A 22,108-nucleotide genomic window follows, 5' to 3' on the forward strand; every position below is an offset into this window, starting at 1 on the left:
GTGCAACCGTCCGGCGGGGTCGAGGGTCGTATGGTGCGTCGGAACTTCCGGGAGGGGATCTGGGGGGATCGGGAAGTCCGACGAGGGAGGGGTAACCGTGAGGGGGTCCGGCCGCGAGGCCGGACCCCCTTTCGTTTCTCGTTCTCCACGGGCTCGACGGGCTGTCGGCGCCGGACGCTAGCGTTGCGCCATGGGGACGGACAGTGCGGTGAACACGGCGGTGCTCGAAGGGGTCCTGGAGCGCATCACCTACGCCAACGAGGAGAGCGGTTACACGGTCGCCCGCGTCGACACCGGGCGCGGCGGCGGCGACCTCCTCACGGTGGTCGGCGCGCTGCTCGGCGCGCAGCCCGGCGAATCGCTGCGCATGGAGGGCCGTTGGGGCTCGCACCCGCAGTACGGCAAGCAGTTCACGGTCGACAACTACTCCACGGTGCTCCCCGCCACCATCCAGGGCATCCGCCGCTACCTCGGCTCCGGCCTGATCAAGGGCATCGGACCGAAGATCGCCGACCGGATCGTCGAGCACTTCGGCGTCGACACCCTGGACGTGATCGAGGACGAGCCGAAGCGGTTGGTCGAGGTGCCCGGGCTCGGGCCCAAGCGGACGAAGCTGATCGGCGCCGCCTGGGAGGAGCAGAAGGCCATCAAGGAGGTCATGGTCTTCCTCCAGGGGGTCGGGGTGTCCACCTCCATCGCGGTGCGCATCTACAAGAAGTACGCCGACGCCTCCATCTCGGTGGTGCGCAACCAGCCCTACCGGCTCGCCGCCGACGTCTGGGGCATCGGCTTCCTCACCGCCGACAAGATCGCCCAGTCCGTGGGCATCCCGCACGACAGCCCCGAGCGGGTCAAGGCCGGACTCCAGTACGCCCTCTCCCAATCCACCGACCAGGGCCACTGCTTCCTGCCCGAGGAGCGGTTGATCGCCGACGGGGTCAAGCTCCTCCAGGTGGACACGGGCCTGGTCATCGAGTGCCTGGCCGAACTGGCCGCGGATCCCGAGGGCGTGGTGCGCGAGCAGGTGCCCGACCCGCAGGGCGGCCCGCCGCTCACCGCGGTCTACCTGGTCCCCTTCCACCGCGCCGAACTCTCCCTCGTCGGGCAGCTGCGGCGGCTGCTGCACACCGACGAGGACCGGATGCCGGGCTTCGGCGACGTCGACTGGGAGAAGGCGCTGGGCTGGCTGGCCGGGAAGACCGGAGCGACCCTCGCGCCCGAGCAGCGGGACGCGGTCAAGCTCGCCCTGACCCGCCGCGTCGCGGTGCTCACCGGCGGGCCGGGCTGCGGCAAGTCCTTCACCGTCCGCTCGATCGTGGAGCTGGCCCGGGCCAAGAAGGCCAAGGTGGTGCTGGCCGCGCCCACCGGGCGGGCCGCCAAACGGCTGGCGGAGCTGACCGGCGCCGAGGCCTCCACGGTGCACCGGCTGCTGGAGCTGAAGCCGGGCGGGGACGCGGCGTACGACCGGGACCGGCCGCTGGACGCGGACCTGGTGGTGGTCGACGAGGCCTCGATGCTCGACCTGCTGCTCGCCAACAAGCTCGTCAAGGCGGTGGCGCCCGGCGCCCACCTGCTGCTGGTGGGGGACGTGGACCAGCTGCCGTCGGTGGGCGCGGGCGAGGTGCTGCGGGACCTGTTGGCCGAGGGCGGACCGGTGCCCGCCGTCCGGCTGACCCGGATCTTCCGGCAGGCCCAGCAGTCGGGCGTGGTCACCAACGCGCACCGCATCAACACCGGGCTCCCGCCCCTCACCGAAGGGCTGCCGGACTTCTTCCTCTTCGCCGAGGAGGACACCGAGGCGGCCGGAGTGCTCGCCGTGGACGTGGCGGCCCGTCGCATTCCGGCCAGATTCGGCCTCGACCCGCGCCGCGACGTCCAGGTCCTCGCGCCCATGCACCGGGGCCCGGCCGGAGCCGGGAACCTCAACGGACTGCTCCAGCAGGCGATCACCCCGGCCCGGCCGAACCTGCCCGAAAAGCGCTTCGGCGGCCGGGTCTTCCGGGTGGGCGACAAGGTGACCCAGATCCGGAACAACTACGAGAAGGGGGCCAACGGCGTCTTCAACGGCACCGTGGGCGTGGTCACCGCGCTCGACCTGGACGAACAGCGGATGACCGTGCGCACGGAGGAGGACGAGGAGATCGGCTACGAGTTCTCCGAGCTGGACGAGCTGGCCCACGCCTACGCCGTCACCATCCACCGTTCCCAGGGGAGTGAATATCCCGCGGTCGTGATCCCGGTCACCACCGGAGCTTGGATGATGCTCCAGCGCAACCTCCTCTACACGGCGGTGACCAGGGCGAAGAAACTGGTCGTGCTGGTCGGGTCCCGCAAGGCCCTCGGTCAGGCGGTGCGTACGGTTTCCGCAGGCAGGAGGTTCACGGCTGTCGCGCCCCGGCTGTCCGGACAGATACCGGTGGGAAACATCACCTAAATGATCGATCATTTGGGGTATCCCCGCCGGTTCGGAGGGGGCAGGATGAGCAGCTTGAAGGCACTCAGTGCCGTCAAAAACACCAAACCCCGACCCCGAGTGCACTCACCTGTGCCAAATGGGGGAAGGTAGAGGCAGTCAGGGCACCTCGAAGAAGAGGCACTACGTCGGTGAGGGATGACGTGAGCGACAACTCTGTAGTACTGCGGTACGCGGACGGTGAATACACCTACCCGGTGGTCGGAAGCACCGTAGGCGACCAGGGCTTCGACATCTCGAAGCTCCGGTCCCAGACCGGGCTGGTCACCCTGGACAGCGGCTACGGGAACACCGCCGCCTATAAGTCCGCCATTACCTACCTCGACGGCGAACAGGGCATCCTGCGCTACCGCGGATACCCGATCGAGCAGCTGGCCGAGCGCTCGACCTTCATCGAGGTCGCGTACCTGCTGATCAACGGTGAGCTGCCGACCGTCGACGAGCTCGCGTCGTTCCGCAACGAGATCACCCAGCACACGCTGCTGCACGAGGACGTGAAGCGCTTCTACGACGGCTTCCCCCGTGACGCGCACCCGATGGCGATGCTGTCCTCCGTGGTCAGCGCGCTGTCGACGTTCTACCAGGACAGCCACAACCCGTTCGACGAGAAGCAGCGCAACCTCTCGACGATCCGGCTGCTCGCCAAGCTTCCGACGATCGCGGCCTACGCGTACAAGAAGTCGGTCGGCCACCCGGTCGTCTACCCGCGCAACGACCTCGGCTACGTCGAGAACTTCCTGCGCATGACGTTCTCCGTGCCGGCCCAGGAGTACGACCTGGACCCGGTCGTGGTCTCGGCGCTCGACAAGCTGCTCATCCTGCACGCGGACCACGAGCAGAACTGTTCGACCTCCACCGTGCGTCTGGTCGGCTCCTCGCAGGCGAACATGTTCGCCTCGATCTCCGCCGGCATCAGCGCCCTGTGGGGCCCGCTGCACGGTGGCGCCAACCAGTCCGTCCTCGAGATGCTGGAAGGCATCAAGAACGACGGCGGCGACGTCGACGCCTTCATCCGCAAGGTGAAGAACAAGGAAGACGGCGTCCGCCTCATGGGCTTCGGGCACCGCGTCTACAAGAGCTTCGACCCCCGGGCGAAGATCATCAAGGCCGCGGCCCACGACGTCCTCTCGGCGCTCGGCAAGAGCGACGAGCTGCTCGACATCGCGCTGAAGCTGGAAGAGCACGCGCTGGCCGACGAGTACTTCGTCTCGCGCAACCTCTACCCGAACGTGGACTTCTACACCGGTCTGATCTACCGGGCCATGGGCTTCCCGACCGAGATGTTCACCGTGCTCTTCGCGCTCGGCCGCCTTCCCGGCTGGATCGCCCAGTGGCACGAGATGATCAAGGAGCCCGGCTCCCGCATCGGCCGTCCGCGCCAGATCTACACCGGCGAGGTCCTGCGCGACTTCGTCCCGGTCGAGGGCCGCTGAATCCCGGGCCGTCGAACCCCTGGCCGCCGATCACCCCACCGGTGATCGGCGTGCCGCCGTTTTCGGGAGTGCGAGCCGCCCTCCCGATGGCGTGAGCGCAACGAAAAGCGCCCCGCCGTCGATCCCCCCACGGGTCGACGGTCGGGGCGCTTTCCTTTCCCCGGTGCGGATTCCCCCCACGGGACCCGGACCAGGGCGTCGGTGAGGAGCGCGCGCGGCGCTCCGGCGGGGGAGTCTGCCGGGACCCGTTCGGATCGGGAAGCCCTTGGGCGTGCTCCCCGCGGGTACGTGTCCCGGCCGGCGGGTGCCTGCGGACGTCCCCCAAGACCTCCGTGAACGTCCCCCAAGACGTTCTTGGCACCGCCCCATTAGACCCGCGCCACCACCTGATGGTTACGTTCCAATCACTGTGATCTGCGTCTCCCGTGAAGGAAGTGTGTGCACCGTGGGGAGGGCGCTCTCTAGCGGAACGAGCGCAACCGGAGGCTGTTGCTCACCACGAAGACCGAGGAGAACGCCATCGCGGCGCCCGCGATCATCGGGTTGAGCAGCCCGGCCGCGGCGAGCGGCAGCGCCGCCACGTTGTAGCCGAAGGCCCAGAAGAGGTTGCCCTTGATGGTGGCCAGGGTGCGCCGGGAGAGCCGGATCGCGTCCGCCGCGACCCGCAAGTCCCCCCGTACGAGCGTCAGATCGCCGGCCTCGATGGCCGCGTCCGTACCCGTTCCCATGGCCAGCCCCAGGTCCGCCTGGGCCAGCGCCGCCGCGTCGTTGACCCCGTCGCCGACCATCGCGACCGTACGGCCCTCGGCCTGCAGGCGGCGTACGACGTCCACCTTGTCCTGCGGCAACACCTCGGCGATCACCTCGTCGATGCCCACCGCGCGGGCCACCGTCTCGGCCACCGCGCGGTTGTCGCCCGTGAGCAGCACCGGGGTCAGCCCCAGTGCCCGCAGTCGGGCCACCGCCTCGGCGCTGGTCTCCTTGACCGCGTCGGCGACGCTCAGCACTCCGCGCGCCGCCCCGTCCCAGGCCACCAACACCGCCGTGCTGCCCGCGGCTTCGGCGTCCGCCTTGGCCCGCGCGAGCTCCTCGGGCAGGGCGATCGACCAGTCGGCCAGCAGTTGTTCGCGGCCCACCAGGACGGCGTGGCCGTCCACCAGGCCCTGGACGCCGAGACCGGCGAGGGCGCGGAAGTCCTCCGGCACCGGCAGCGAGCCCGCGCGCTCGGCGGCGCCGGCGGCGACGGCCCGGGCGATCGGGTGCTCGGAGGCGTGCTCCAGCGAGCCCGCCAGGCGCAGGAGTTCGGTGGCGTCGGTGCCTTCGGCGGGGTGCACCCCGGCCAGGGTCATACGGCCGGTGGTGACCGTACCGGTCTTGTCCAGGACGACGGTGTCCACGCGCCGGGTGGACTCCAGCACCTCGGGGCCCTTGATCAGGATGCCGAGCTGCGCGCCGCGGCCGGTGCCGACCAACAGGGCGGTCGGGGTGGCGAGTCCCAGGGCGCAGGGGCAGGCGATGATCAGTACGGCCACGGCGGCGGCGAAGGCGGCGGTCGGGTCGTCGGTGATCAGCAGCCAGGTCACCCAGGTGCCGAGCGCGAGCAGCAGCACGACGGGCACGAAGACGGCGGCGATCCGGTCGGCCAGCCGCTGGACCTGCGCCTTGCCGTTCTGTGCCTGCTCGACCAGCTTGGCCATGCGGGCGAGTTGGGTGTCGGCGCCGACCCGGGTGGCCTCGACGACCAGGCGCCCCGAGGTGTTGACGGTGGCGCCGGTGACGGAGTCGGCGACGGTCACCTCGACCGGTACGGACTCGCCGGTCAGCATCGAGGCGTCCACGGCGGAGCTGCCCTCGACGACCGTGCCGTCGGTGGCGATCTTCTCGCCGGGGCGCACGACGAAGCGGTCGCCGACGGCCAGCGCGCTCACCGGGATCCGGACCTCGGCGCCGCCGCGCAGCACCGCGACGTCCTTGGCGCCCAGGTGCAGCAGCGCCTTCAGGGCCGCGCCCGCCTTCCGCTTGGAGCGCGCCTCCAGATAGCGGCCGAGCAGGATGAAGGCGACGACACCGGCCGCGACTTCGAGGTAGATGGCCGAGGCGCCGTCGGTGCGCGAGACCGTGAGGTCGAAGCCGTGCCGCATGCCGGGCATGCCCGCGTGACCGAAGAACAGGGCCCACAGCGACCAGGCGAAGGCGGCCAGGGTGCCGACCGAGACCAGCGTGTCCATGGTGGCGGCGCCGTGCTTGGCGTTGGTCCAGGCGGCCCGGTGGAAGGGCAGCGCGCCCCAGACGACGACGGGCGCGGCGAGGGTGAGCGAGAGCCACTGCCAGTTGTCGAACTGGAGGGCCGGGACCATCGACAGCAGCACGACGGGGAGGGCGAGGACGGCCGAGACCAGCAGGCGCTGGCGCAGCGCGGCGAGTTCCGGATCGGCCGCCGCCGCGTCGCCCGCGGAGCCGGCCGCGGCTTCCGCATCCGCTTCCGCATCGGCTTCCGGTTCGGGAGTCGGCGGCGGGGGCTGCGCGGCGGTGTAGCCGGTCTTGACGACGGTGGCGATCAGGTCGGCCACCTGGACCTCGGGCGCGTAGGAGACCCGGGCCTTCTCGGTCGCGTAGTTCACCGTCGCGCTGACGCCGTCCATCCGGTTCAGCTTCTTCTCGATGCGGGCCGCGCAGGAGGCGCAGGTCATCCCGCCGATCGTCAGCTCGACCTCGGTCACTATCGGTCCGTCGTGCACTGTGCTGGTCATTCCGGCTCCAGGGGGAGGGCCGGGTCCGTACGGAACCAGTATGAGCTGGACGGTACGGCCCGGCGGGGTGCTGCGGAGGAGGAGGGGGTCGGCGGGCCCGGGCCCGCCGACCCCGGGGGGTCAGGCCCGGCCCGCGTACACGTATCCGGCCTCGTCGACGGCGGCGCGCACGTCGTCCTCGCCGAGCGGGCCGGCCGAGACCACGGTGACCTCGCCGGCCGCGGCGACGGCCTTGACCGAGCTGACGCCGGGCAGGGCGCTCAGTTCGGCGGTCACGGCGCCTTCGCAGTGGCCGCAGGTCATGCCGGTCACCCGGTAGACGGTGGTGGTCTGGGTGTCCGTCTCGGCGCTCATGTCGTTCTCCTCTTGGGGGGCGTGTCCGGTCGCCGGCGGGCGGTGGATCCCTCCACCCTCCTGCCGATGGCTCCAGACTATACCCCTAGGGGGTATCGAAGCGAGCGCCGACGCCTGTGATCACCGGTGGACACGGTGCGTGCACCGTATGTAAATGGCAGGTATGTCCGCTTCGGGAAGTCTCACGCTGATCCTGATCATGTCGATCGCGGTGTTGGCGCCCCTGCTCGCGTACGGCGTGTCCCGGTGGGTGTCGGTGCCCCTGGTGATCTTCGAGATCCTGCTCGGCGTGCTGGTCGGGCCCGACGTGCTGGGATGGGCCGCGCCGGGCCCGGTGATCGACGTGCTCGGTCAGCTGGGCCTCGCGATGCTGATGTTCCTGGCGGGGTACGAGATCCAGTTCGACCGGATCGGCGGCGCCACCCTCAGGCGCTCGGCCGGGGCCTGGCTGATCGCCCTGGTCCTGGGGCTGGCGGCGGGCACCCTGCTCGCGCACGGCGGCGGTTTCGACAAGGGCGTCTACGTCGGCACCGCGCTGACCAGCACCGCGCTCGGCACGGTGCTGCCGGTGCTGCGCGACGCGGGCGACCTGCGGGGGCGGTTCGGCTCCGTGGTGATGGCCATGGGGGCGATCGGCGAGTTCGGGCCGGTCATCGCCATGGCCCTGCTGCTCAGCGGGCGGGCGCCCGGGCGCTCCGCGGCCCTGCTGGTGGCCTTCGGGGTGCTCACGGCCGCCGCCGTGTTCTGGGCGCTGCGGCCCAAGGCGACCTGGCTCTCGACGGTCATCGCCAGGACGCTGGACAGCAGTGCGCAGTTCGCGGTGCGCCTGGTGATGCTGCTGCTGGTGGCGATGCTGGGGCTGGCGCAGGCGCTGGGGCTGGACGTGCTGCTCGGGGCGTTCGCCGCCGGTCTGATCACCCGGCTGGTCCTGCAGGGGGCCGCGCCCGAGAGCCGCGGCCTGGTGCTGTCCAAGGTGGAGGCGATGGGCTTCGGCTTCCTGGTGCCGCTGTTCTTCGTGCTCACCGGGATCCAGTTCGACCTGGAGGCCCTGCTCGGGGGCGGGCGGGTGCTGCTCCTGCTGCCCGTGTTCCTGGTGCTGTTCCTGGTGGTGCGCGGGCTGCCGATCTGGTGGCTGGCGCCGCGCGACCTCGTGCGGCGGGACCGGGCGGCGCTGGTGCTGCTCGGGTCGACGGCGCTGCCGCTGGTGGTCGCGATCACCACGCTCGGGGTGCAGGACGGGATGGTGCCACCGGGCGAGGCGGCGGCGCTGGTGGGGGCCGGGATGATCTCCGTGCTGGTCTTCCCGCTGCTGGCGCTGCGGCTGCGGTCGGGTGGGGGAGCGGGGGCGGACGCGGGGGCGCGCGCCGCCGGTCGGGAGGCGCGGGCGCGGGTCAGCGAGGGGGAGTCGTGGTGACCATCGGCTCCAGGTAGCGCAGCAGTACCTTCTTCAGCTCGGCCACGTAGGCGTCGCGCTCGGCGCCCTCGGTGGCCAGCACCAGGTCGAGGGACGACTTGAAGATGCCCAGCACCATGTTGGAGACGTGCGTGAGCTGCTCGGGGGTGAACTCCGGGGCGAAGCTGCTCAACACGCCCTCGACCCGGGCCAGCAGGCCGACGTGCAGCTCCTCGTGCTCCTGGGTCATGCCGGGGACGCCCGAGCCGTGCATGAGGGCCCAGAAGGCCGGGTTCTCGCAGTTGAAGGCGATGACCGGGTCCAGGACCGCGTCGAGCAGCTCGGGCAGCGGCTTGACCAGGTTCTCGGGCAGGAAGGCCTGGCCGTGCATCTCGTGGGCGCGCTTGAGGAGCTCGCCGCCCAGCTCGACCGCGATGGCCTCCTTGTTCGGGAAGAACTGGTAGAGCGTCCCGGGGGAGACACCGGCCTCGCGCGCGATGGCGTTGGTGCTCGCCGCGGCGTAGCCGGTGCGGCAGAACACCCCCGCGGCGGCGGCCAGGAGCTGCGCGATCCGGCGCTCGCCGCGGGCCTGGCGGCGGCGCGGGGCCGGTTCGGCGGCCGGTTCGGCGGCGGTGGCGGGCGACGCCTTGCGCGCGGGCTTCGCGGCCTTCGCAGCCTTCGCGGTCTTTGGTGCGGCGCCTGCGGGCGCGGACGTTTCCGGCATGTCGGGCACTTCGCTCCCGTTCCTTCCCGAGGGTGATTGACAAACACGAGTCTTCGCTCGCATTCTGTGGGAACGCGAGCGACTGCTCGTGTTTGCCAGTCTAACTTCTGGCAATCACGGTGAAGGGGACACCGAGACATGTCCGAAGTCAAGAAACCATCGGGTCGAGGGCAGCGAGCGGGGGCGGCCGGGGCCGGGGCGCACGGCGCCCCCGGGCCGGAGCTCGGGGGCTGGACGCGGTTCGTCACCGCGCGGCCCAGGCTCTCGCTCCTGGTCGCCCTCGTCCTGACGGCCCTGGCCGTGCTCGCGGGCAGCGGGGTCGCCGACCGGATGGGCAGCGGGGGCTGGCAGGATCCGGACGCCCGGTCCACCTACGCCACCGAGGCGCTGGAGCGCGAGTTCCCCGCCTCGCAGCCCAACCTGCTGCTGCTCGTGGACGCCGGGGAGGCCGGGGTGGACGATCCGGCCGTCGCCGCCGAGGCGGACCGGCTGACCGCGCGGCTCGCCGCGGAGCGGGGGATAGCCGGGGTCGGCTCGTACTGGCAGAGCCGCCGACCCGCGCTGCGCTCCGAGGACGGGCACCAGGCCCTGATCGCCGCCCGCGTGGAGGGGGACGAGAAGACCACGGCCGAGGTGCTGGACCGGATCGCCCCGGAACTGCGCGGGGCGCACGGACCGGTACGGGTCTCCCTCGGCGGGCCCGTAGCCGTGCAGCGCGAGATCACCAGCACCATCCAGGAGGACCTGCTCCGGGCCGAGCTGATCGCCCTGCCCCTCACCCTGATCCTGCTGGTGCTGGTCTTCGGCAGCGCGGTGGCCGCCGTCCTGCCGCTCGGCATCGGCATCGTCGCGATCCTCGGGACCAACGCGGTCCTGCGCGGGCTCACCGAGATCACCGACGTCTCCGTCTTCGCCCAGAACCTCACCACGGCCCTGGGGCTCGGACTCGCCATCGACTACGCCCTGTTCATCGTCCGGCGCTTCCGCGAGGAACTCGCGGCCGGTCGGGAGCCGAAGGAAGCGGTGGGGGTCACCCTGCGCACCGCGGGGCGGACGGTGTTGTTCTCGGCGCTGACCGTCGCCGTGTCGCTCTCGGCGATGATGTTCTTCCCGATGTACTTCCTGCGCTCCTTCGCCTACGCCGGGGTCGCGGTGGTGCTGCTCGCGGCGGCCGCCGCGCTGATCCTGCTGCCCGCGGCGCTCGTGCTGCTGGGCGAGCGGGTCAACTCCCTCGACCTGCGGGCGCTGTGGCGGCGCGGCCGTCGGACGCCGGACGCGGAAGGCCGGGGCTGGGCGCGCGGAGCCGCGTTGGTGATGCGGCGGGCGCCGGTCTTCGCGGTGGTCACCACGGCCGGGCTGCTGCTGCTCGGCCTCCCCTTCCTCGGGGTGAAGTTCGGCACCGTGGACGACCGGCAGCTGCCGGCCACCGCCGCTTCGCACCTGGTCCAGCAGAAGATCCGGGACGACTTCCCGGGCGGTCCCGCGGCGCAGCTCGTCGTGTTCGCCGAGGGCCCGGCCGACGCCGCCGCCTACGACGCCTACCGCAGCCGGTTGAGCGCGCTGCCCGGGGTGGTCCGGGTCGACGGGCCGGTGGGCTCGGGACCCGGTGGGAGCCCCGGGCAGTACGCCTACTTCTCGGTGGTCGGCAAGGGCGAGGCGGTGGGGCAGGAGGCCCAGGACCTGGTCGGCGAGGTCCGCGCGGTGGACGCGGGCTTCAAGACCTCGGTCACCGGGCAGGCGGCCGTCCTGGTCGACGCGCAGGAGGCGATAGGCGAGCAGCTGCCGTGGGCGCTCGCCCTGGTCGTCCTGGCCACGCTGTTGCTCGTCTTCCTGCTCACCGGGAGCCTGCTGATACCGCTCCAGGCGGTGCTGCTCAATGCGCTCAGCCTGACCGCGATGTTCGGTGCGGTGGTGTGGGTCTTCCAGGACGGCAACCTCTCGGGGCTGCTCTCCTTCACCTCCACCGGGGACATCGAGACCACCCTGCCGGTGCTGATGTTCTCGATCGCCTTCGGACTCTCCATGGACTACGGGGTGTTCCTCATATCCCGGATCAAGGAGGAGTACGACCGCACCGGGGACCACGAGGGCGCGGTGCGGACCGGACTGGCCCGCACGGGCGGGCTGATCACCGCGGCGGCCGTGATCCTGGCGGTGGTGATGGTGGCCATCGGCACCTCGCGGGTGACCAACACCAAGATGCTGGGACTCGGGATCGCGCTGGCCGTGCTGATGGACGCGATGGTGGTGCGCAGCCTGCTGGTCCCGGCGGTGATGAAGCTGACCGGACGGGCCACTTGGTGGGCCCCGGGGCCGCTGCGCAGGCTGCACGACCGGTTCGGGCTGAGCGAGGGCGGGGACGCGAGCGCGGAGGGGAAGGGTCCGCGGGAGCCGGAGGCCGAGCCCACCGACCGGGTGCCGGTCGGGACGTAGGGGGCCGTGCCGGGGTGGGGGCACCCCGGCACGGGTCGGCCGATCAGTCCTCGCGGCGGCCCCGGTTGCCGGGGCGTCGGGCTACCCAGGCGCGGATCGTGTCGGCGTACCAGAAGGGCTTGCCGACCTCGACGTGGTCGGGCGGGGGGAGCAGCCCGTGCTTGCGATAGGAGCGCACGGTATCCGGCTGGACCTGGATGTGCGCGGCGATCTCCTTGTACGACCACAGCTTCCGGTCGGTCATCTGGGGCACCTCCTTGTCCACACCTCGGGGGCGGCCGGGAGGCCGTCGGGGGAGCCTGAGTGTGGACACTGACGATCACTCAAGGTTGTGCCCGGAGAACGACGCTCAGTGAGCCCAGGGGAGGGGCTGTCGTGCGCCTGTGACGGAAGACCCGCGTAATGCGGACATGTGTGACAGGACCACGACCCCTGTGACAGAAGCGGCACAGGGGTCGGATGGGGCAAACGGGTTACGCCCCCCCGGCAGCGCCCGGCCATCGGCCACCGCTGCCGGGTCGGTGGTGGAGGGCCGCCGGTGGAGGGCGGTGGCTCAGCGGTACAGGGTCGGCCGTTCCACCAGCTCGACCACCGTCCGCGCCCCCGTCCGGGAGGCGGTGAGGCCCGCCTCCGAGGCCGCCGCCGCCGCGTAGCCGTCCCAGGTGTCGGGGCCCTCGACCCGGCCCGCCGCGGCCGCGGCCACCCACCGGCGCAGTTGGCGGTCGTAGGCATCGGCGAAGCGCACGGTGAAGTCCTGGGCGATCTCGCCGCCCCAGCGCCCCCCGGCCTGCACCACCATCGCCTGGCCGTCACCGATCCGGGCGCTGCCCGCCTCGCCCACGGCTTCGCACTGCACCTGGTAGCCGAAGCCGCAGTTGACGAAGATCTCCACGTCCACGATCGCCCCGCCCGAGGTCTCCAGCAGCACCAGGCGGGGATCGCGCAGTCCCTCGGGGGCCGCGCCCGACGGCGCCGGGGACAGCACGGTGACGGCGGTGATCTCCTGTCCCAGCAGCCAGCGGGCCGCGTCCACCTCGTGCACCACCGAGTCGGTGATCAGCATGTCGCTGGTGAAGAAGGACGGCGAGGAGGCGTTGCGGTGGCGGCAGTGCAGGAAGAGCGGCCGTCCGATGCCCCCGGCGTCCAGCAGCTCCTTGAGGCGCTCGTACTCGGCGTCGTAGCGGCGCATGAAACCGACCTGCACGCGTCGGCGCCCCAGCCGTTGCTCGGCCTCCATGATGCGCAGCGCGCCCGCCGGGTCCGGGGTCAGCGGCTTCTCGCACAACACCGGCAGGCCCAGGGCCAGGGCCTGGAGGACGGACTCCTCGTGAGCGGGCCCGGGCGAGGCGATCAGGACCGCGTCCACCCCGGGCGCGGCTATGGCGGCCGCCGGGTCGGTGTGGGCGCTCGCGCCCTCCAGCGCGGCCGCGACCTCCTTGACCCGGTCGCCGTCGGGGTCGGCCACGGCCACCACCCGTGCCCCGCCCACGGTCCGCCCGATCCGGCGGACGTGGTCGCTGCCCATCTTTCCGGTGCCGATGACGGCGATGCCGAGCGTGCTCATGCGCTACCTCTTCCAGGGTCCGGCGGGATCCGGGTGGGGATCGGGATCGGGGGGCGTGGCGTGCGGTGTGCGGCGGGTGGTCAACGGGCGCCGCAGGAGCGCAGGAAGGCGCGGGTGCGCCGGGCGATCGGCAACGGCCGCTCCGGCGGGCACGGGTACATGTCCTGCTCGACGATGGCGAAGAGGTCCACCCCGAGCCGCTGGGCCGCCGCCAGTACGGGCTCCAGCGCGGGCACCCCGGACGGCGGTTCGCACATCACCCCGCGGGCCACGGCCGGACCGAAGGGCAGCTGCTCCGCGACGACTTCGGCGAGGATCCGGGGATCGACCTGCTTGAGGTGGAGGTAGCCGATGCGCTCCCCGAAGGTCTCGATCAGCTCGACGCTGTCGCCGCCGCAGTAGGCGTAGTGCCCGGTGTCCAGGCACAGCGAGACCGCTTCCGGATCGGTCGCGTCCAGGAACCGGGCCACGTTCTCCGGGGTGTCGACGTGGGTGTCGGCGTGCGGGTGGACCACGATCCGCAGCCCGTAGCGCTCGCGCACCTCACGGCCCAGCCGCTCGGTCTGGGCGGCCAGTTCGCGCCATTGCGGCGCGGTCAGGTTCCGGTCCTCCAGGACCGCCCCCGTCTTGTCGTCCCGCCAGAAGGAGGGGATGACCACCAGGTGCTCCGCGCCCATCGCCTGCGTCAGGGCGGCGATCCGCGACACGTGCTCCCAGGTCTGCTCCCAGACGGCGGGCCCGTGATGGAGTCCGGTGAAGACCGTGCCGGCCGAGACCTTGAGCCCGCGCCTGCCGGTCTCCTCGGCGAGGCGCGCGGGATCGGTGGGCAGGTAGCCGTAGGGGCCCAACTCGATCCACTCGTAGCCGGAGTCCGCGACCTCGTCGAGGAAGCGCGACCAGCCGGTCTGCCGGGGATCCTCGGGGAACCACACCCCCCAGGAGTCCGGAGCCGAACCGATGCGGATACGGGTCAACGCGGGCGGGGATGACGTCATGACGACACCTTAGGGTGCGACGCTCGAGGGGACGGGCAAGAGTGCCCGTAGAGGACGCGAGACGCGAGGACAACGGGGTGGACGGGCCCGGTTGCAGAGCCCGGCCGACGCGCCGGACGAGGAGCAGGGAGGACCGCGGGTGACCACCGCCCCCGACGACCAGCACGACCAGCACGACCCGCACGACCGGCCGGACCGGTTCGACCTGATCACGATGGGCCGGATCGGGGTGGACCTCTACCCCCTGAGGACCGGCGTGCGGCTGGCGGAGGCCGACACCTTCGGCAAGTTCCTCGGCGGCTCGCCGACCAACGTCGCGGTCGCCGCCGCCCGGCTCGGGCGGCGCACCGCCGTGATCACCCGGACCGGGGCCGACCCCTTCGGCGACTACCTGCGCGAGGAACTGCGCGGATTCGGCGTGGACGACCGCTGGGTCACCGAGGTCGCCGCCTACCCGACCCCCGTGACCTTCTGCGAGATCTTCCCGCCCGACCACTTCCCCCTCTACTTCTACCGCCACCCCAAGGCGCCCGACCTGGAGATCCACCCGGGCGAGCTCGACCTCGAAGCGGTGCGCGCCGCCCGGGTGTTCTGGATGACCGGCACCGGCCTGAGCGACGAGCCGAGCCGGACCGCGACCCTGGCCGCGCTGGAGGCCCGGGCGAAGGCCGGGACCACCGTCTTCGACCTCGACTGGCGGCCGATGCTGTGGTCCTCCGAGCCGCGGCCCTGGTACGAGCGGGCGCTGGCCGCCGCCACGGTCGCCGTCGGGAACGCCGAGGAGTGCGCGATCGCCACCGGTGAGAGCGAGCCCTGGGCGGCGGCCCGGGCGCTGCTGGCGGCCGGGGTCGAGCTGGCGGTGGTCAAGCGGGGCCCGGAGGGGGTCCTGGCCGTCCACCGCGACGGCCGCGCGGTGCAGGCCGCGCCGGTCAAGGTGGAGGTGGTCAACGGCCTCGGCGCCGGGGACGCGTTCGGCGGCGCGCTGTGCCACGGGCTGCTCGGCGGATGGGAGCTGGAGCGGGTGGTCCGGTTCGCCAACGCGGCGGGAGCCATCGTGGCGTCCCGGCTGGCGTGCTCCACGGCGATGCCGGTGGTCGACGAGGTCGAGGAGGTGCTCGCGTCGTGGCGGTGACGGGGACGTGGGGGATGGCGCACACGCAGCTGCGCGTACTGGACCTCGAAGCGGGCGAGACGTACCGGCTGGACTGCGGCGACCACGAGTGGATCGTCCTGCCGCTGGCGGGAGCGTGCACGGTCCGCAGCCACGAGCCCGCCGACGCGCCGGGCGGGCGGTCGACGCGGGTCTTCGAACTGCGGGGGCGCGCGGACGTGTTCGCGGGGGTCAGCGACTTCGTCTACCTGCCGCGCGACGGGCACGCCGAGGTCGGCTCGGCCGCCGGCGGCCGGTTCGCGCTCGCCGGGGCCCGCGCCACGCGGAGGCTGACCGCACGTCACGGACCGGCCGAGCGGGTGCCCGTGGAGCTGCGCGGCGCGGGCAACTGTTCGCGGCAGGTCAACAACTTCGCCGCCGCGGACGTCTTCGCCTGCGACCGGCTGATCGCGGTCGAGGTGCTCACCCCCGGCGGGAACTGGTCCTCCTACCCGCCGCACAAGCACGACGAGCACCACCCCGGCGCCGAGTCCGAGCTGGAGGAGATCTACTACTACGAGATCGCCCCGCACGCCGACGCCCCGGGCCTCGGCTACCAGCGTGTCAGCCCCTCCCCGGCCGGGAAGACCGACATCCTCACCGAAGTGCGGACCGGTGACGCCGTGCTGATCCCCGACGGCTGGCACGGTCCGTCCATCGCCGCGCCCGGGCACGACATGTACTACCTGAACGTGATGGCGGGCCCGGGGGAGACCCGGGAATGGCTCATCCGGGACCACCCCGACCACGGGTGGATCCGGGACACCTGGCCCGACCAGGCGGTCGACCCCAGGCTGCCCTTCCCGACCGCCGCACCCGCACCCGAGCCGGCACCCGCACCCGCACCCGCCGCCGACCGAACGGAGGACGCCCGGTGAGCGATACCCGTCACCTCACCGTCGCGCAGGCCCTCGTCGCCTTCCTCGCCCGCCAGTACACCGAGCGCGACGGCCGCCGCGCCCGCCTGATCTCCGCGACCTGGGGGATCTTCGGGCACGGCAACGTCGCCGGGATCGGGCAGGCGCTGCTGGAGAGCGGGCCGGAGGCGATGCCCTTCCTCCAGGGCCGCAACGAACAGGCGATGGTGCACGCCGCCGTCGGCTACGCCCGCCGCAGCGGCCGGCTCTCCGCGCACGCCGTCACCACCTCCATCGGCCCCGGGGCGACCAACCTCGTCACCGGAGCGGCCCTCGCCACCATCAACCGGATCCCGGTGCTCCTGCTCCCCGGGGACGCCTTCGCCACCCGGCCCGCCGATCCGGTGCTCCAGCAGCTCGAAGTGCCCTGGGCCGGGGACGTGTCCGTCAACGACGCCCTGCGGCCCGTCTCGCGCTACTTCGACCGGATCACCCGACCCGAGGCGCTGGTCCCGGCCGCGCTCCAGGCCATGCGCGTGCTCACGGACCCCGTCGCGACCGGCGCCGTCACCCTCGCGCTGCCGCAGGACGTCCAGGCCCAGGCGTGGGACTGGCCCGAGGAGTTCTTCGCCGAGCGCGTGTGGTCCGTACGCCGCCCACGGCCCGACCGCGCCGAGCTGGCGCGGGCCGCCGAGGCGGTACGGTCCGCCGCGCGCCCCCTGCTCATCGCGGGCGGCGGCATCCGCCACAGCGGGGCCGAAGCCGCCCTCGCGGCCTTCGCGCGGGCCACCGGCATCCCGGTCGCGGCCACCCAGGCGGGCAAGGGCGCCCTGCCCCACGGCCACCCCGCCGAGGTCGGCGGGGTCGGCCACACCGGCACCGACACCGCCGCCGAGCTGGCCCGGGAGGCCGATCTGGTCATCGCGGCCGGCACCCGGCTCACCGACTTCACCACCGCCTCCGCGACCCTCTTCCAGCATCCCGACGTCCGCTTCGTCGGGCTCAACCTCGACCCGTACGACGCCCACAAGCTGGCCGCCCTGCCGCTCGTCGGCGACGCCCGCGAGGGACTGGACGAGCTGCGCGCGGCGCTCGCGGGCCACCGGGTCGCGCCGGAGTACGCCGCGCACTACACCCGCGCGAAGGAGCGCTGGGAGGAGCGCGTGGACCGCGCGTACGCCACCCCGGACGAGAGCGCCGTGCCGACCCAGGCGCAGGTGCTCGGCCTCCTCGACTCCCTCGTGACCGCGGACGACGTGATCGTGAACGCGGCCGGGTCCCTCCCCGGTGACCTGCACAAGCTGTGGCGGGCGCGCTCGCCGCACCAGTACCACGTGGAGTACGGGTACTCCTGCATGGGCTACGAGATCCCGGCGGCGCTCGGGGTCGCCCTCGCCGCGCCCGGGGACCTGGTCTGGGCCCTGGTCGGCGACGGGACGTACCTGATGAACCCGACCGAGATCGTCACCGCCGTGCAGGAGAGGGTCCCGCTGCGCCTGGTCATCCTCGACAACCACGGCTACGCCTCCATCGGCGGGCTCTCGGGAGCCGTCGGCGGCGAGGGGTTCGGGACCGCCTACCGCTTCCGGGAGCCCGACGGGTCGTACGGCGGCGCGCCGCTCCCGCTGGACCTCGCGGCCAACGCGGCCTCCCTCGGGATGGCCGTCTTCCGCGCCCGCACCGTCGGTGACCTGCGGGAAGCCCTGACCGCGGCGCGCGCCGCGGACCGTCCCACATGTGTCTACGTGGAGACCCGAACGCCCGACACTGTGTCGGGCCCACCCCCTGCGGCGGCGTGGTGGGATGTTCCTGTGGCCGAGACCGCGACCCGTGCGTCGGCGGCCGGAGCCCGTGAAGAGTACGACCGGCAAGCCGCGCAGCGACGTCGCCATCTGTGAAGGAGCAAGGCATGAAGACCGTCAACCACTGGATCGGTGGCACGACCGTCGAGGGCGCGTCGGGCAACTACGGCCCGGTCACCGACCCGGCCACCGGCGAGGTCACCACCCAGGTCGCGCTCGCCTCGACCGAAGAGGTCGACGCGGCGGTACGGGTCGCCAAGGAGGCGTTCCTCTCCTGGGGCCAGTCCTCGCTGGCCGCCCGCACCAAGGTGCTGTTCGCCTACCGCGCGCTCCTCGACGCCAACCGCGACGCGATCGCCGAGCTGATCGTCGCCGAGCACGGCAAGGTGCACTCGGACGCGCTGGGCGAGGTCGCCCGCGGCCTGGAGATCGTCGAGCTGGCCTGCGGCATCACCACGCAGCTCAAGGGCGAGCTGTCGACCTCCGTCTCCAACCGCGTGGACGTCTCCTCGATCCGCCAGCCGATCGGCGTCGTCGCGGGCATCACCCCCTTCAACTTCCCGGCGATGGTGCCGATGTGGATGTTCCCGCTGGCCGTGGCCTGCGGCAACACCTTCATCCTCAAGCCGAGCGAGAAGGACCCCTCGGCCGCCAACAAGCTGGCCGAGCTGGCCACCGAGGCCGGGCTGCCGGCGGGCGTGCTGAACGTGGTCCACGGTGACAAGGTCGCCGTCGACGCGCTCCTCGCGCACCCCGACGTCGCCGCCGTCTCCTTCGTCGGCTCCACGCCGATCGCCCGCCACATCCACACCACCGCCTCCGCCAACGGCAAGCGCGTGCAGGCCCTGGGCGGCGCCAAGAACCACATGCTCGTCCTCCCGGACGCCGACCTCGACGCGGCCGCCGACGCGGCGGTCTCGGCGGCGTACGGCTCGGCGGGCGAGCGCTGCATGGCGATCTCCGCGGTCGTCGCGGTCGGCGCCATCGCCGACGAGCTGGTCGAGAAGATCCGCGAGCGCGCCGAGAAGATCAAGATCGGCCCCGGCAACGACCCCACCTCCGAGATGGGCCCGCTGATCACCGCGGCCCACCGCGACAAGGTCGCCTCCTACGTCACCGGCGCGGCCGCCCAGGGCGCGGACGTCGTGCTCGACGGCACCGGCTACACCGTGGAGGGCAACGAGAACGGCCACTGGATCGGCCTCTCGCTCCTCGACAACGTCTCCACCGACTCCGACGCCTACCGCGACGAGATCTTCGGCCCGGTCCTGTGCGTCCTGCGCACGGAGACCTACGAGGAGGGCGTCGCCCTCATCAACGCCTCGCCGTTCGGCAACGGCACCGCGATCTTCACCCGCGACGGCGGCGCCGCCCGCCGCTTCCAGCTGGAGGTCCAGGCGGGCATGGTCGGCGTGAACGTGCCGATCCCGGTCCCGGTCGGCTACCACTCCTTCGGTGGCTGGAAGGACTCGCTCTTCGGCGACCACCACATCTACGGCAACGACGGCATCCACTTCTACACCCGCGGCAAGGTCGTCACCACCCGCTGGCCGGACCCCTCGGAGGCCCCCTCGGGCGTCGACCTGGGCTTCCCCCGCAACCACTGACGCCCCCGCAGCCCCCCGTCGAACCCCCGGCCAACCCTCACCGGCCGGGGGTTCCCGCCGTCCCGTGGTCACGTCGAAGTCGTGGAACGGCTACACGAGGGACCACACGTCCTCGGCGGCGGTGTCGCTCCAGGTGGCGTCGCCGTGGGCGTAGCCCGGGACCACGCGGTAGGTGACCTCGGGGTTGCCGGCCGCGCGGATCAGGTCCGCGCCGCGGGGGTGGTCGCCGCGGCCGTGTTCGGTGTTGAGCCAGAGCACCTGCGCGCGGATCCGGTCCCAGGCGAGGGCGTACGTCGCGTCGTCGCCCGCCCAGATCGCGCTCAGATCGCGCAGCAGGGCCACCGGGATCAGCCCGCTGCCCAGGGCGGACGTCGCCGCGTGCCATGCGGTGAGGGGAGTGTGGGTCAGGGTGAAGCGGTCCTCGGCCGGTGCGGCGCCGAAGGCGTAGCTGCCGGCGGCGTGGCCCCGGGCGTAGATCCAGTTGGCCGGGCCCGGCAGCTCGGCGGTGCGGATCAGGGCGAAGTGGGCCAGGCCCGCGTGGGTGAAGCGGAGCGTCGGGTCCGGCGGCCACGGCACGGCGGAGGCGCCGTCCGGGTCCGTCACGGCCCGGGAGACCAGCCCCGCCAGCCCGGGATCGCTCGTGTGCGTGCCCGCCGCGAGCTGGGCGGCGTACGCGTCCCGGGTCGCGGCGGCCCGGGCGGCGTCCGGGCCGGTCAGCGGGCCGGTCGTGTCCAGGGCCAGGACGCGCCGCAGCCGGGGCGAGGGGTCGTGGGCGGCCGCGTCGAGGGCGAGGGCGGCCCCGGCCGAGTGCCCGGCGTACTGGTACGGCAGGCCCAGTACGCGGTCCAGCCCGGCCACCACCCCGGCCAGGTCCCGGCGGTGCGCGGCGAGCCCCCACCCGGCGGTGACGTCACCGGGCCGGGCCGCGTCCTCGCGCGGGGTGACCCCGACGACGAGGTGGCCCCGACGGCGCAGGTGGTGGGCGAGGCCCCGCCCGCCCGGGGCGAGGAACTCGGCGGCGAAGTTCAGGCCGCCGCCCGGCAGCAGGTACGCGATCGAGTGCGGGGCCCGGTCGGCGTCGGCGATCACGTCCACGGTGACCGGGACCCCGCTCCCGTGGCCGCCGTCCCCGTCGAAGAGCGGGAGGGTCAGGCGCAGGAAGTCGCGGCCGGGGAGGTGGGCGGCGGTGCCCGTGCTCAAGGCGCGCTCGATCAGGGTCAGCAGGGCCGGGCCCGCGACCGTGTCCGTGGCCGTCCGGTCGGCGGGCTGCTGTCGGTCCATGGAAGTGCCTCCCCGTAGCGGTGGCGGACGAGCGCCGCCACCTGGGGACACCCTTCATGATCAGCGGGTTTCAGCCAAGTCCCCCGCCGTTTGCGGAAGTTCCCCGTCCGCACGGCGCCGCCGACGCAGCACCCAGGCCGCCACGCCGACCCCCAGCAGGACGAGCGCCGCGCCCGCCGCCGGCCAGGGCACGGCGAGGAACTCCGCCCCGCCGGTCGTGGTCAGGTCCGGGTACGTCGCGGAGCCGGCCGTCACCTTGACGGTGACCCAGTCCAACTGGGGCGCGTCCGGCCACGGTTCGCTCAGTTCGATGCGCTGGCCCGGCAGCAGGGTCAGCCGCAGCTCCCGCCCCGGGCGGGACAGCACGTCCCGCCCGAAGAGGCCCTCGGCGCTCACCGCCACCTTCGGTTCGATCACCACGTTGCCCCGGTTGACCAGCGTGTACGTGATGGTGGCCGACGCGTCGTGCACCCACGGCAGCAGGGGCGCGTCCCGGTGGACCCGGACGTCCTCGACGCTCAGGCCGGGGGTCAGCGGCCCCGGCACGCGGAAGTAGAGCCGGGCGCCGACCGAGCGCTTCACCCCGACCTGGACCTTGCCCTCCTTCTGGACGCCCTCCACCTCGGTGTTGAGGGCGACGATCCCGCCGACGTGGTCGCCCGGCGTCGCGTCCTCGGGGACCTTCACGGTGAAGGGGATGTCCTTGCGGCCCTTGGCGGGGACGGTGACGGTGCCCGTGTCCTTGGGCAGGGAGAGCCAGGTGCCGACGTCCTTGGGCTTCGTCTCGACGGGCAGCAGCGCGAAGGCGCCACCGGCCGGGGTGTTCACGGCATCGGTGGCGAACACCTGGAAGGTCAGGTCCTTGGCGGAGGAGTTCAGGATCGTCACGCTGTCACTGACCGTGGTCCCGGCCGTGCCCTGGTGGAAGAAGTACGCCCGGTCGGTCATCGCCGCGCCCGCCGGGGGCGTCGGGAAGACGCCCCAGGTGCCGTTCTCTGCGGCGTGCGCGGTCCCGGCGGGCAGGAGCAGGCCGGCGAGCGGCAGGAGCAGGCCGAGGAGCAGCCCGAGGGGAAGGCCGAAGGGAAGGCCGCTTCGGGGGGCGCTTCGGCCGGGCGGGCAGGTGCGGGAGCACATGGGCGGGTCTCCAGACGTGACGGAAACGGGAAGGGTGGTGGGGGGGCGGGGGGGCCCCCCCCCCCCCGGGGCCGGGGCGGGGGGGGGGGGGGGGGCACCGCAAGCGAGGTGTTGCGGGCAAAATAAAGAGCGCGGGGTGTTGTGAAAACCGCCGCCCC

16 protein-coding genes are annotated in these 22,108 nt (G+C 72.7%); 8 read left to right on the plus strand and 8 right to left on the minus strand.

The window, feature by feature from the left end; all coding sequences use genetic code 11:
- Positions 1-190: 190 nt before the first annotated feature.
- Positions 191-2,434, plus strand: coding sequence for an ATP-dependent RecD-like DNA helicase (locus ACFWAR_RS03965; RefSeq protein ID WP_385772741.1), 2,244 nt, complete (start codon positions 191-193; stop codon positions 2,432-2,434).
- 182 nt (positions 2,435-2,616) lie between these two features.
- Entirely contained in the window at positions 2,617-3,906 is a 1,290-nt protein-coding gene (locus ACFWAR_RS03970; RefSeq protein ID WP_385772743.1) for a citrate synthase, read from the plus strand.
- 461 nt (positions 3,907-4,367) lie between these two features.
- Here the strand turns inward: ACFWAR_RS03970 and ACFWAR_RS03975 are convergent, their stop codons facing one another.
- Positions 4,368-6,656, minus strand: coding sequence for a heavy metal translocating P-type ATPase (locus tag ACFWAR_RS03975; RefSeq protein WP_385772745.1), 2,289 nt, complete (start codon positions 6,654-6,656; stop codon positions 4,368-4,370).
- Between the two features lie 120 nt (positions 6,657-6,776).
- The gene (locus tag ACFWAR_RS03980) at positions 6,777-7,010 is read right to left on the minus strand and encodes a heavy-metal-associated domain-containing protein (protein WP_385772747.1); all 234 of its coding nucleotides are present in this window, start codon (positions 7,008-7,010) and stop codon (positions 6,777-6,779) included.
- 163 nt (positions 7,011-7,173) lie between these two features.
- Between ACFWAR_RS03980 and ACFWAR_RS03985 the strand changes: the two genes are divergently transcribed.
- Positions 7,174-8,424, plus strand: a complete 1,251-nt coding sequence (locus tag ACFWAR_RS03985) for a cation:proton antiporter (protein WP_385772861.1) — start codon at positions 7,174-7,176, stop codon at positions 8,422-8,424.
- Here the strand turns inward: ACFWAR_RS03985 and ACFWAR_RS03990 are convergent.
- Positions 8,402-9,127 carry a TetR/AcrR family transcriptional regulator gene (locus tag ACFWAR_RS03990; protein WP_385772749.1) on the minus strand — a complete coding sequence of 242 codons (726 nt, stop codon included), beginning with the start codon at positions 9,125-9,127 and terminating at the stop codon, positions 8,402-8,404. The two genes, ACFWAR_RS03985 and ACFWAR_RS03990, sit on opposite strands and share 23 nt — an antisense overlap.
- Before the next feature lie 138 nt (positions 9,128-9,265).
- On the opposite strand from ACFWAR_RS03990, the gene ACFWAR_RS03995 reads away from it, so the two are divergent.
- Positions 9,266-11,560: an MMPL family transporter gene (locus tag ACFWAR_RS03995; RefSeq protein ID WP_385772751.1), complete on the plus strand. Its 2,295-nt coding sequence runs from the start codon at positions 9,266-9,268 to the stop codon at positions 11,558-11,560.
- Between the two features lie 43 nt (positions 11,561-11,603).
- Here ACFWAR_RS03995 and ACFWAR_RS04000 read toward each other — a convergent pair whose 3' ends face one another.
- From ACFWAR_RS04000 to ACFWAR_RS04010, 3 genes are all read right to left on the minus strand, one after another.
- On the minus strand, positions 11,604-11,804 hold the full coding sequence (locus ACFWAR_RS04000; RefSeq protein ID WP_354382447.1) for a MerR family transcriptional regulator: 201 nt from the start codon (positions 11,802-11,804) through the stop codon (positions 11,604-11,606).
- Positions 11,805-12,113: 309 nt separating this feature from the next.
- Positions 12,114-13,124, minus strand: a complete 1,011-nt coding sequence (locus tag ACFWAR_RS04005; RefSeq protein WP_385772753.1) for a Gfo/Idh/MocA family protein — start codon at positions 13,122-13,124, stop codon at positions 12,114-12,116.
- A gap of 80 nt (positions 13,125-13,204) precedes the next feature.
- Entirely contained in the window at positions 13,205-14,119 is a 915-nt protein-coding gene (locus ACFWAR_RS04010) for a sugar phosphate isomerase/epimerase family protein (RefSeq protein WP_385772755.1), read from the minus strand.
- A gap of 214 nt (positions 14,120-14,333) precedes the next feature.
- Here ACFWAR_RS04010 and iolC point away from each other — a divergent pair, with 214 nt between their 5' ends.
- From iolC to ACFWAR_RS04030, 4 genes are read left to right on the plus strand one after another with little or no spacing between them, the layout of a single operon-like run.
- On the plus strand, positions 14,334-15,251 hold the full coding sequence (iolC, locus tag ACFWAR_RS04015; protein ID WP_385772863.1) for a 5-dehydro-2-deoxygluconokinase: 918 nt from the start codon (positions 14,334-14,336) through the stop codon (positions 15,249-15,251).
- Positions 15,248-16,147 (plus strand): 5-deoxy-glucuronate isomerase, encoded by a 900-nt coding sequence (gene iolB, locus ACFWAR_RS04020; RefSeq protein ID WP_385772865.1) that lies wholly within the window; start codon positions 15,248-15,250, stop codon positions 16,145-16,147. The genes iolC and iolB overlap by 4 nt, the downstream gene beginning before the upstream one ends.
- On the plus strand, positions 16,144-18,024 hold the full coding sequence (iolD, locus tag ACFWAR_RS04025) for a 3D-(3,5/4)-trihydroxycyclohexane-1,2-dione acylhydrolase (decyclizing) (RefSeq protein WP_385772757.1): 1,881 nt from the start codon (positions 16,144-16,146) through the stop codon (positions 18,022-18,024). Before iolB ends, iolD begins: the two co-directional genes overlap by 4 nt.
- Positions 18,025-18,035: 11 nt before the next feature.
- Positions 18,036-19,535: a CoA-acylating methylmalonate-semialdehyde dehydrogenase gene (locus ACFWAR_RS04030; protein WP_385772759.1), complete on the plus strand. Its 1,500-nt coding sequence runs from the start codon at positions 18,036-18,038 to the stop codon at positions 19,533-19,535.
- A gap of 90 nt (positions 19,536-19,625) precedes the next feature.
- Here the strand turns inward: ACFWAR_RS04030 and ACFWAR_RS04035 are convergent, their stop codons facing one another.
- Complete coding sequence (locus tag ACFWAR_RS04035) at positions 19,626-20,816, minus strand: hypothetical protein (protein WP_385772761.1); 1,191 nt, start codon at positions 20,814-20,816, stop codon at positions 19,626-19,628.
- 60 nt (positions 20,817-20,876) lie between these two features.
- Entirely contained in the window at positions 20,877-21,950 is a 1,074-nt protein-coding gene (locus ACFWAR_RS04040; RefSeq protein WP_385772763.1) for a WxL protein peptidoglycan domain-containing protein, read from the minus strand.
- Positions 21,951-22,108: the final 158 nt, after the last annotated feature.

The organism is Streptomyces sp. NPDC059917 (assembly GCF_042730635.1).
GTDB lineage: Bacteria > Actinomycetota > Actinomycetes > Streptomycetales > Streptomycetaceae > Streptomyces.

Coding starts and splice junctions, on each gene's coding strand:
- ACFWAR_RS04030 (WP_385772759.1), top strand. CDS start 18,036: ATGAAGACCGTCAACCACTGGATCGGTGGCACGACCGTCGAGGGCGCG.
- ACFWAR_RS03995 (WP_385772751.1), top strand. CDS start 9,266: ATGTCCGAAGTCAAGAAACCATCGGGTCGAGGGCAGCGAGCGGGGGCG.
- ACFWAR_RS04010 (WP_385772755.1), bottom strand. CDS start 14,119: ATGACGTCATCCCCGCCCGCGTTGACCCGTATCCGCATCGGTTCGGCT.
- ACFWAR_RS03965 (WP_385772741.1), top strand. CDS start 191: ATGGGGACGGACAGTGCGGTGAACACGGCGGTGCTCGAAGGGGTCCTG.
- ACFWAR_RS04005 (WP_385772753.1), bottom strand. CDS start 13,124: ATGAGCACGCTCGGCATCGCCGTCATCGGCACCGGAAAGATGGGCAGC.
- iolC (WP_385772863.1), top strand. CDS start 14,334: ATGGGCCGGATCGGGGTGGACCTCTACCCCCTGAGGACCGGCGTGCGG.
- ACFWAR_RS04035 (WP_385772761.1), bottom strand. CDS start 20,816: ATGGACCGACAGCAGCCCGCCGACCGGACGGCCACGGACACGGTCGCG.
- ACFWAR_RS03980 (WP_385772747.1), bottom strand. CDS start 7,010: ATGAGCGCCGAGACGGACACCCAGACCACCACCGTCTACCGGGTGACC.
- ACFWAR_RS04000 (WP_354382447.1), bottom strand. CDS start 11,804: ATGACCGACCGGAAGCTGTGGTCGTACAAGGAGATCGCCGCGCACATC.
- ACFWAR_RS03990 (WP_385772749.1), bottom strand. CDS start 9,127: ATGCCGGAAACGTCCGCGCCCGCAGGCGCCGCACCAAAGACCGCGAAG.
- ACFWAR_RS03985 (WP_385772861.1), top strand. CDS start 7,174: ATGTCCGCTTCGGGAAGTCTCACGCTGATCCTGATCATGTCGATCGCG.
- ACFWAR_RS03975 (WP_385772745.1), bottom strand. CDS start 6,656: ATGACCAGCACAGTGCACGACGGACCGATAGTGACCGAGGTCGAGCTG.
- ACFWAR_RS04040 (WP_385772763.1), bottom strand. CDS start 21,950: ATGTGCTCCCGCACCTGCCCGCCCGGCCGAAGCGCCCCCCGAAGCGGC.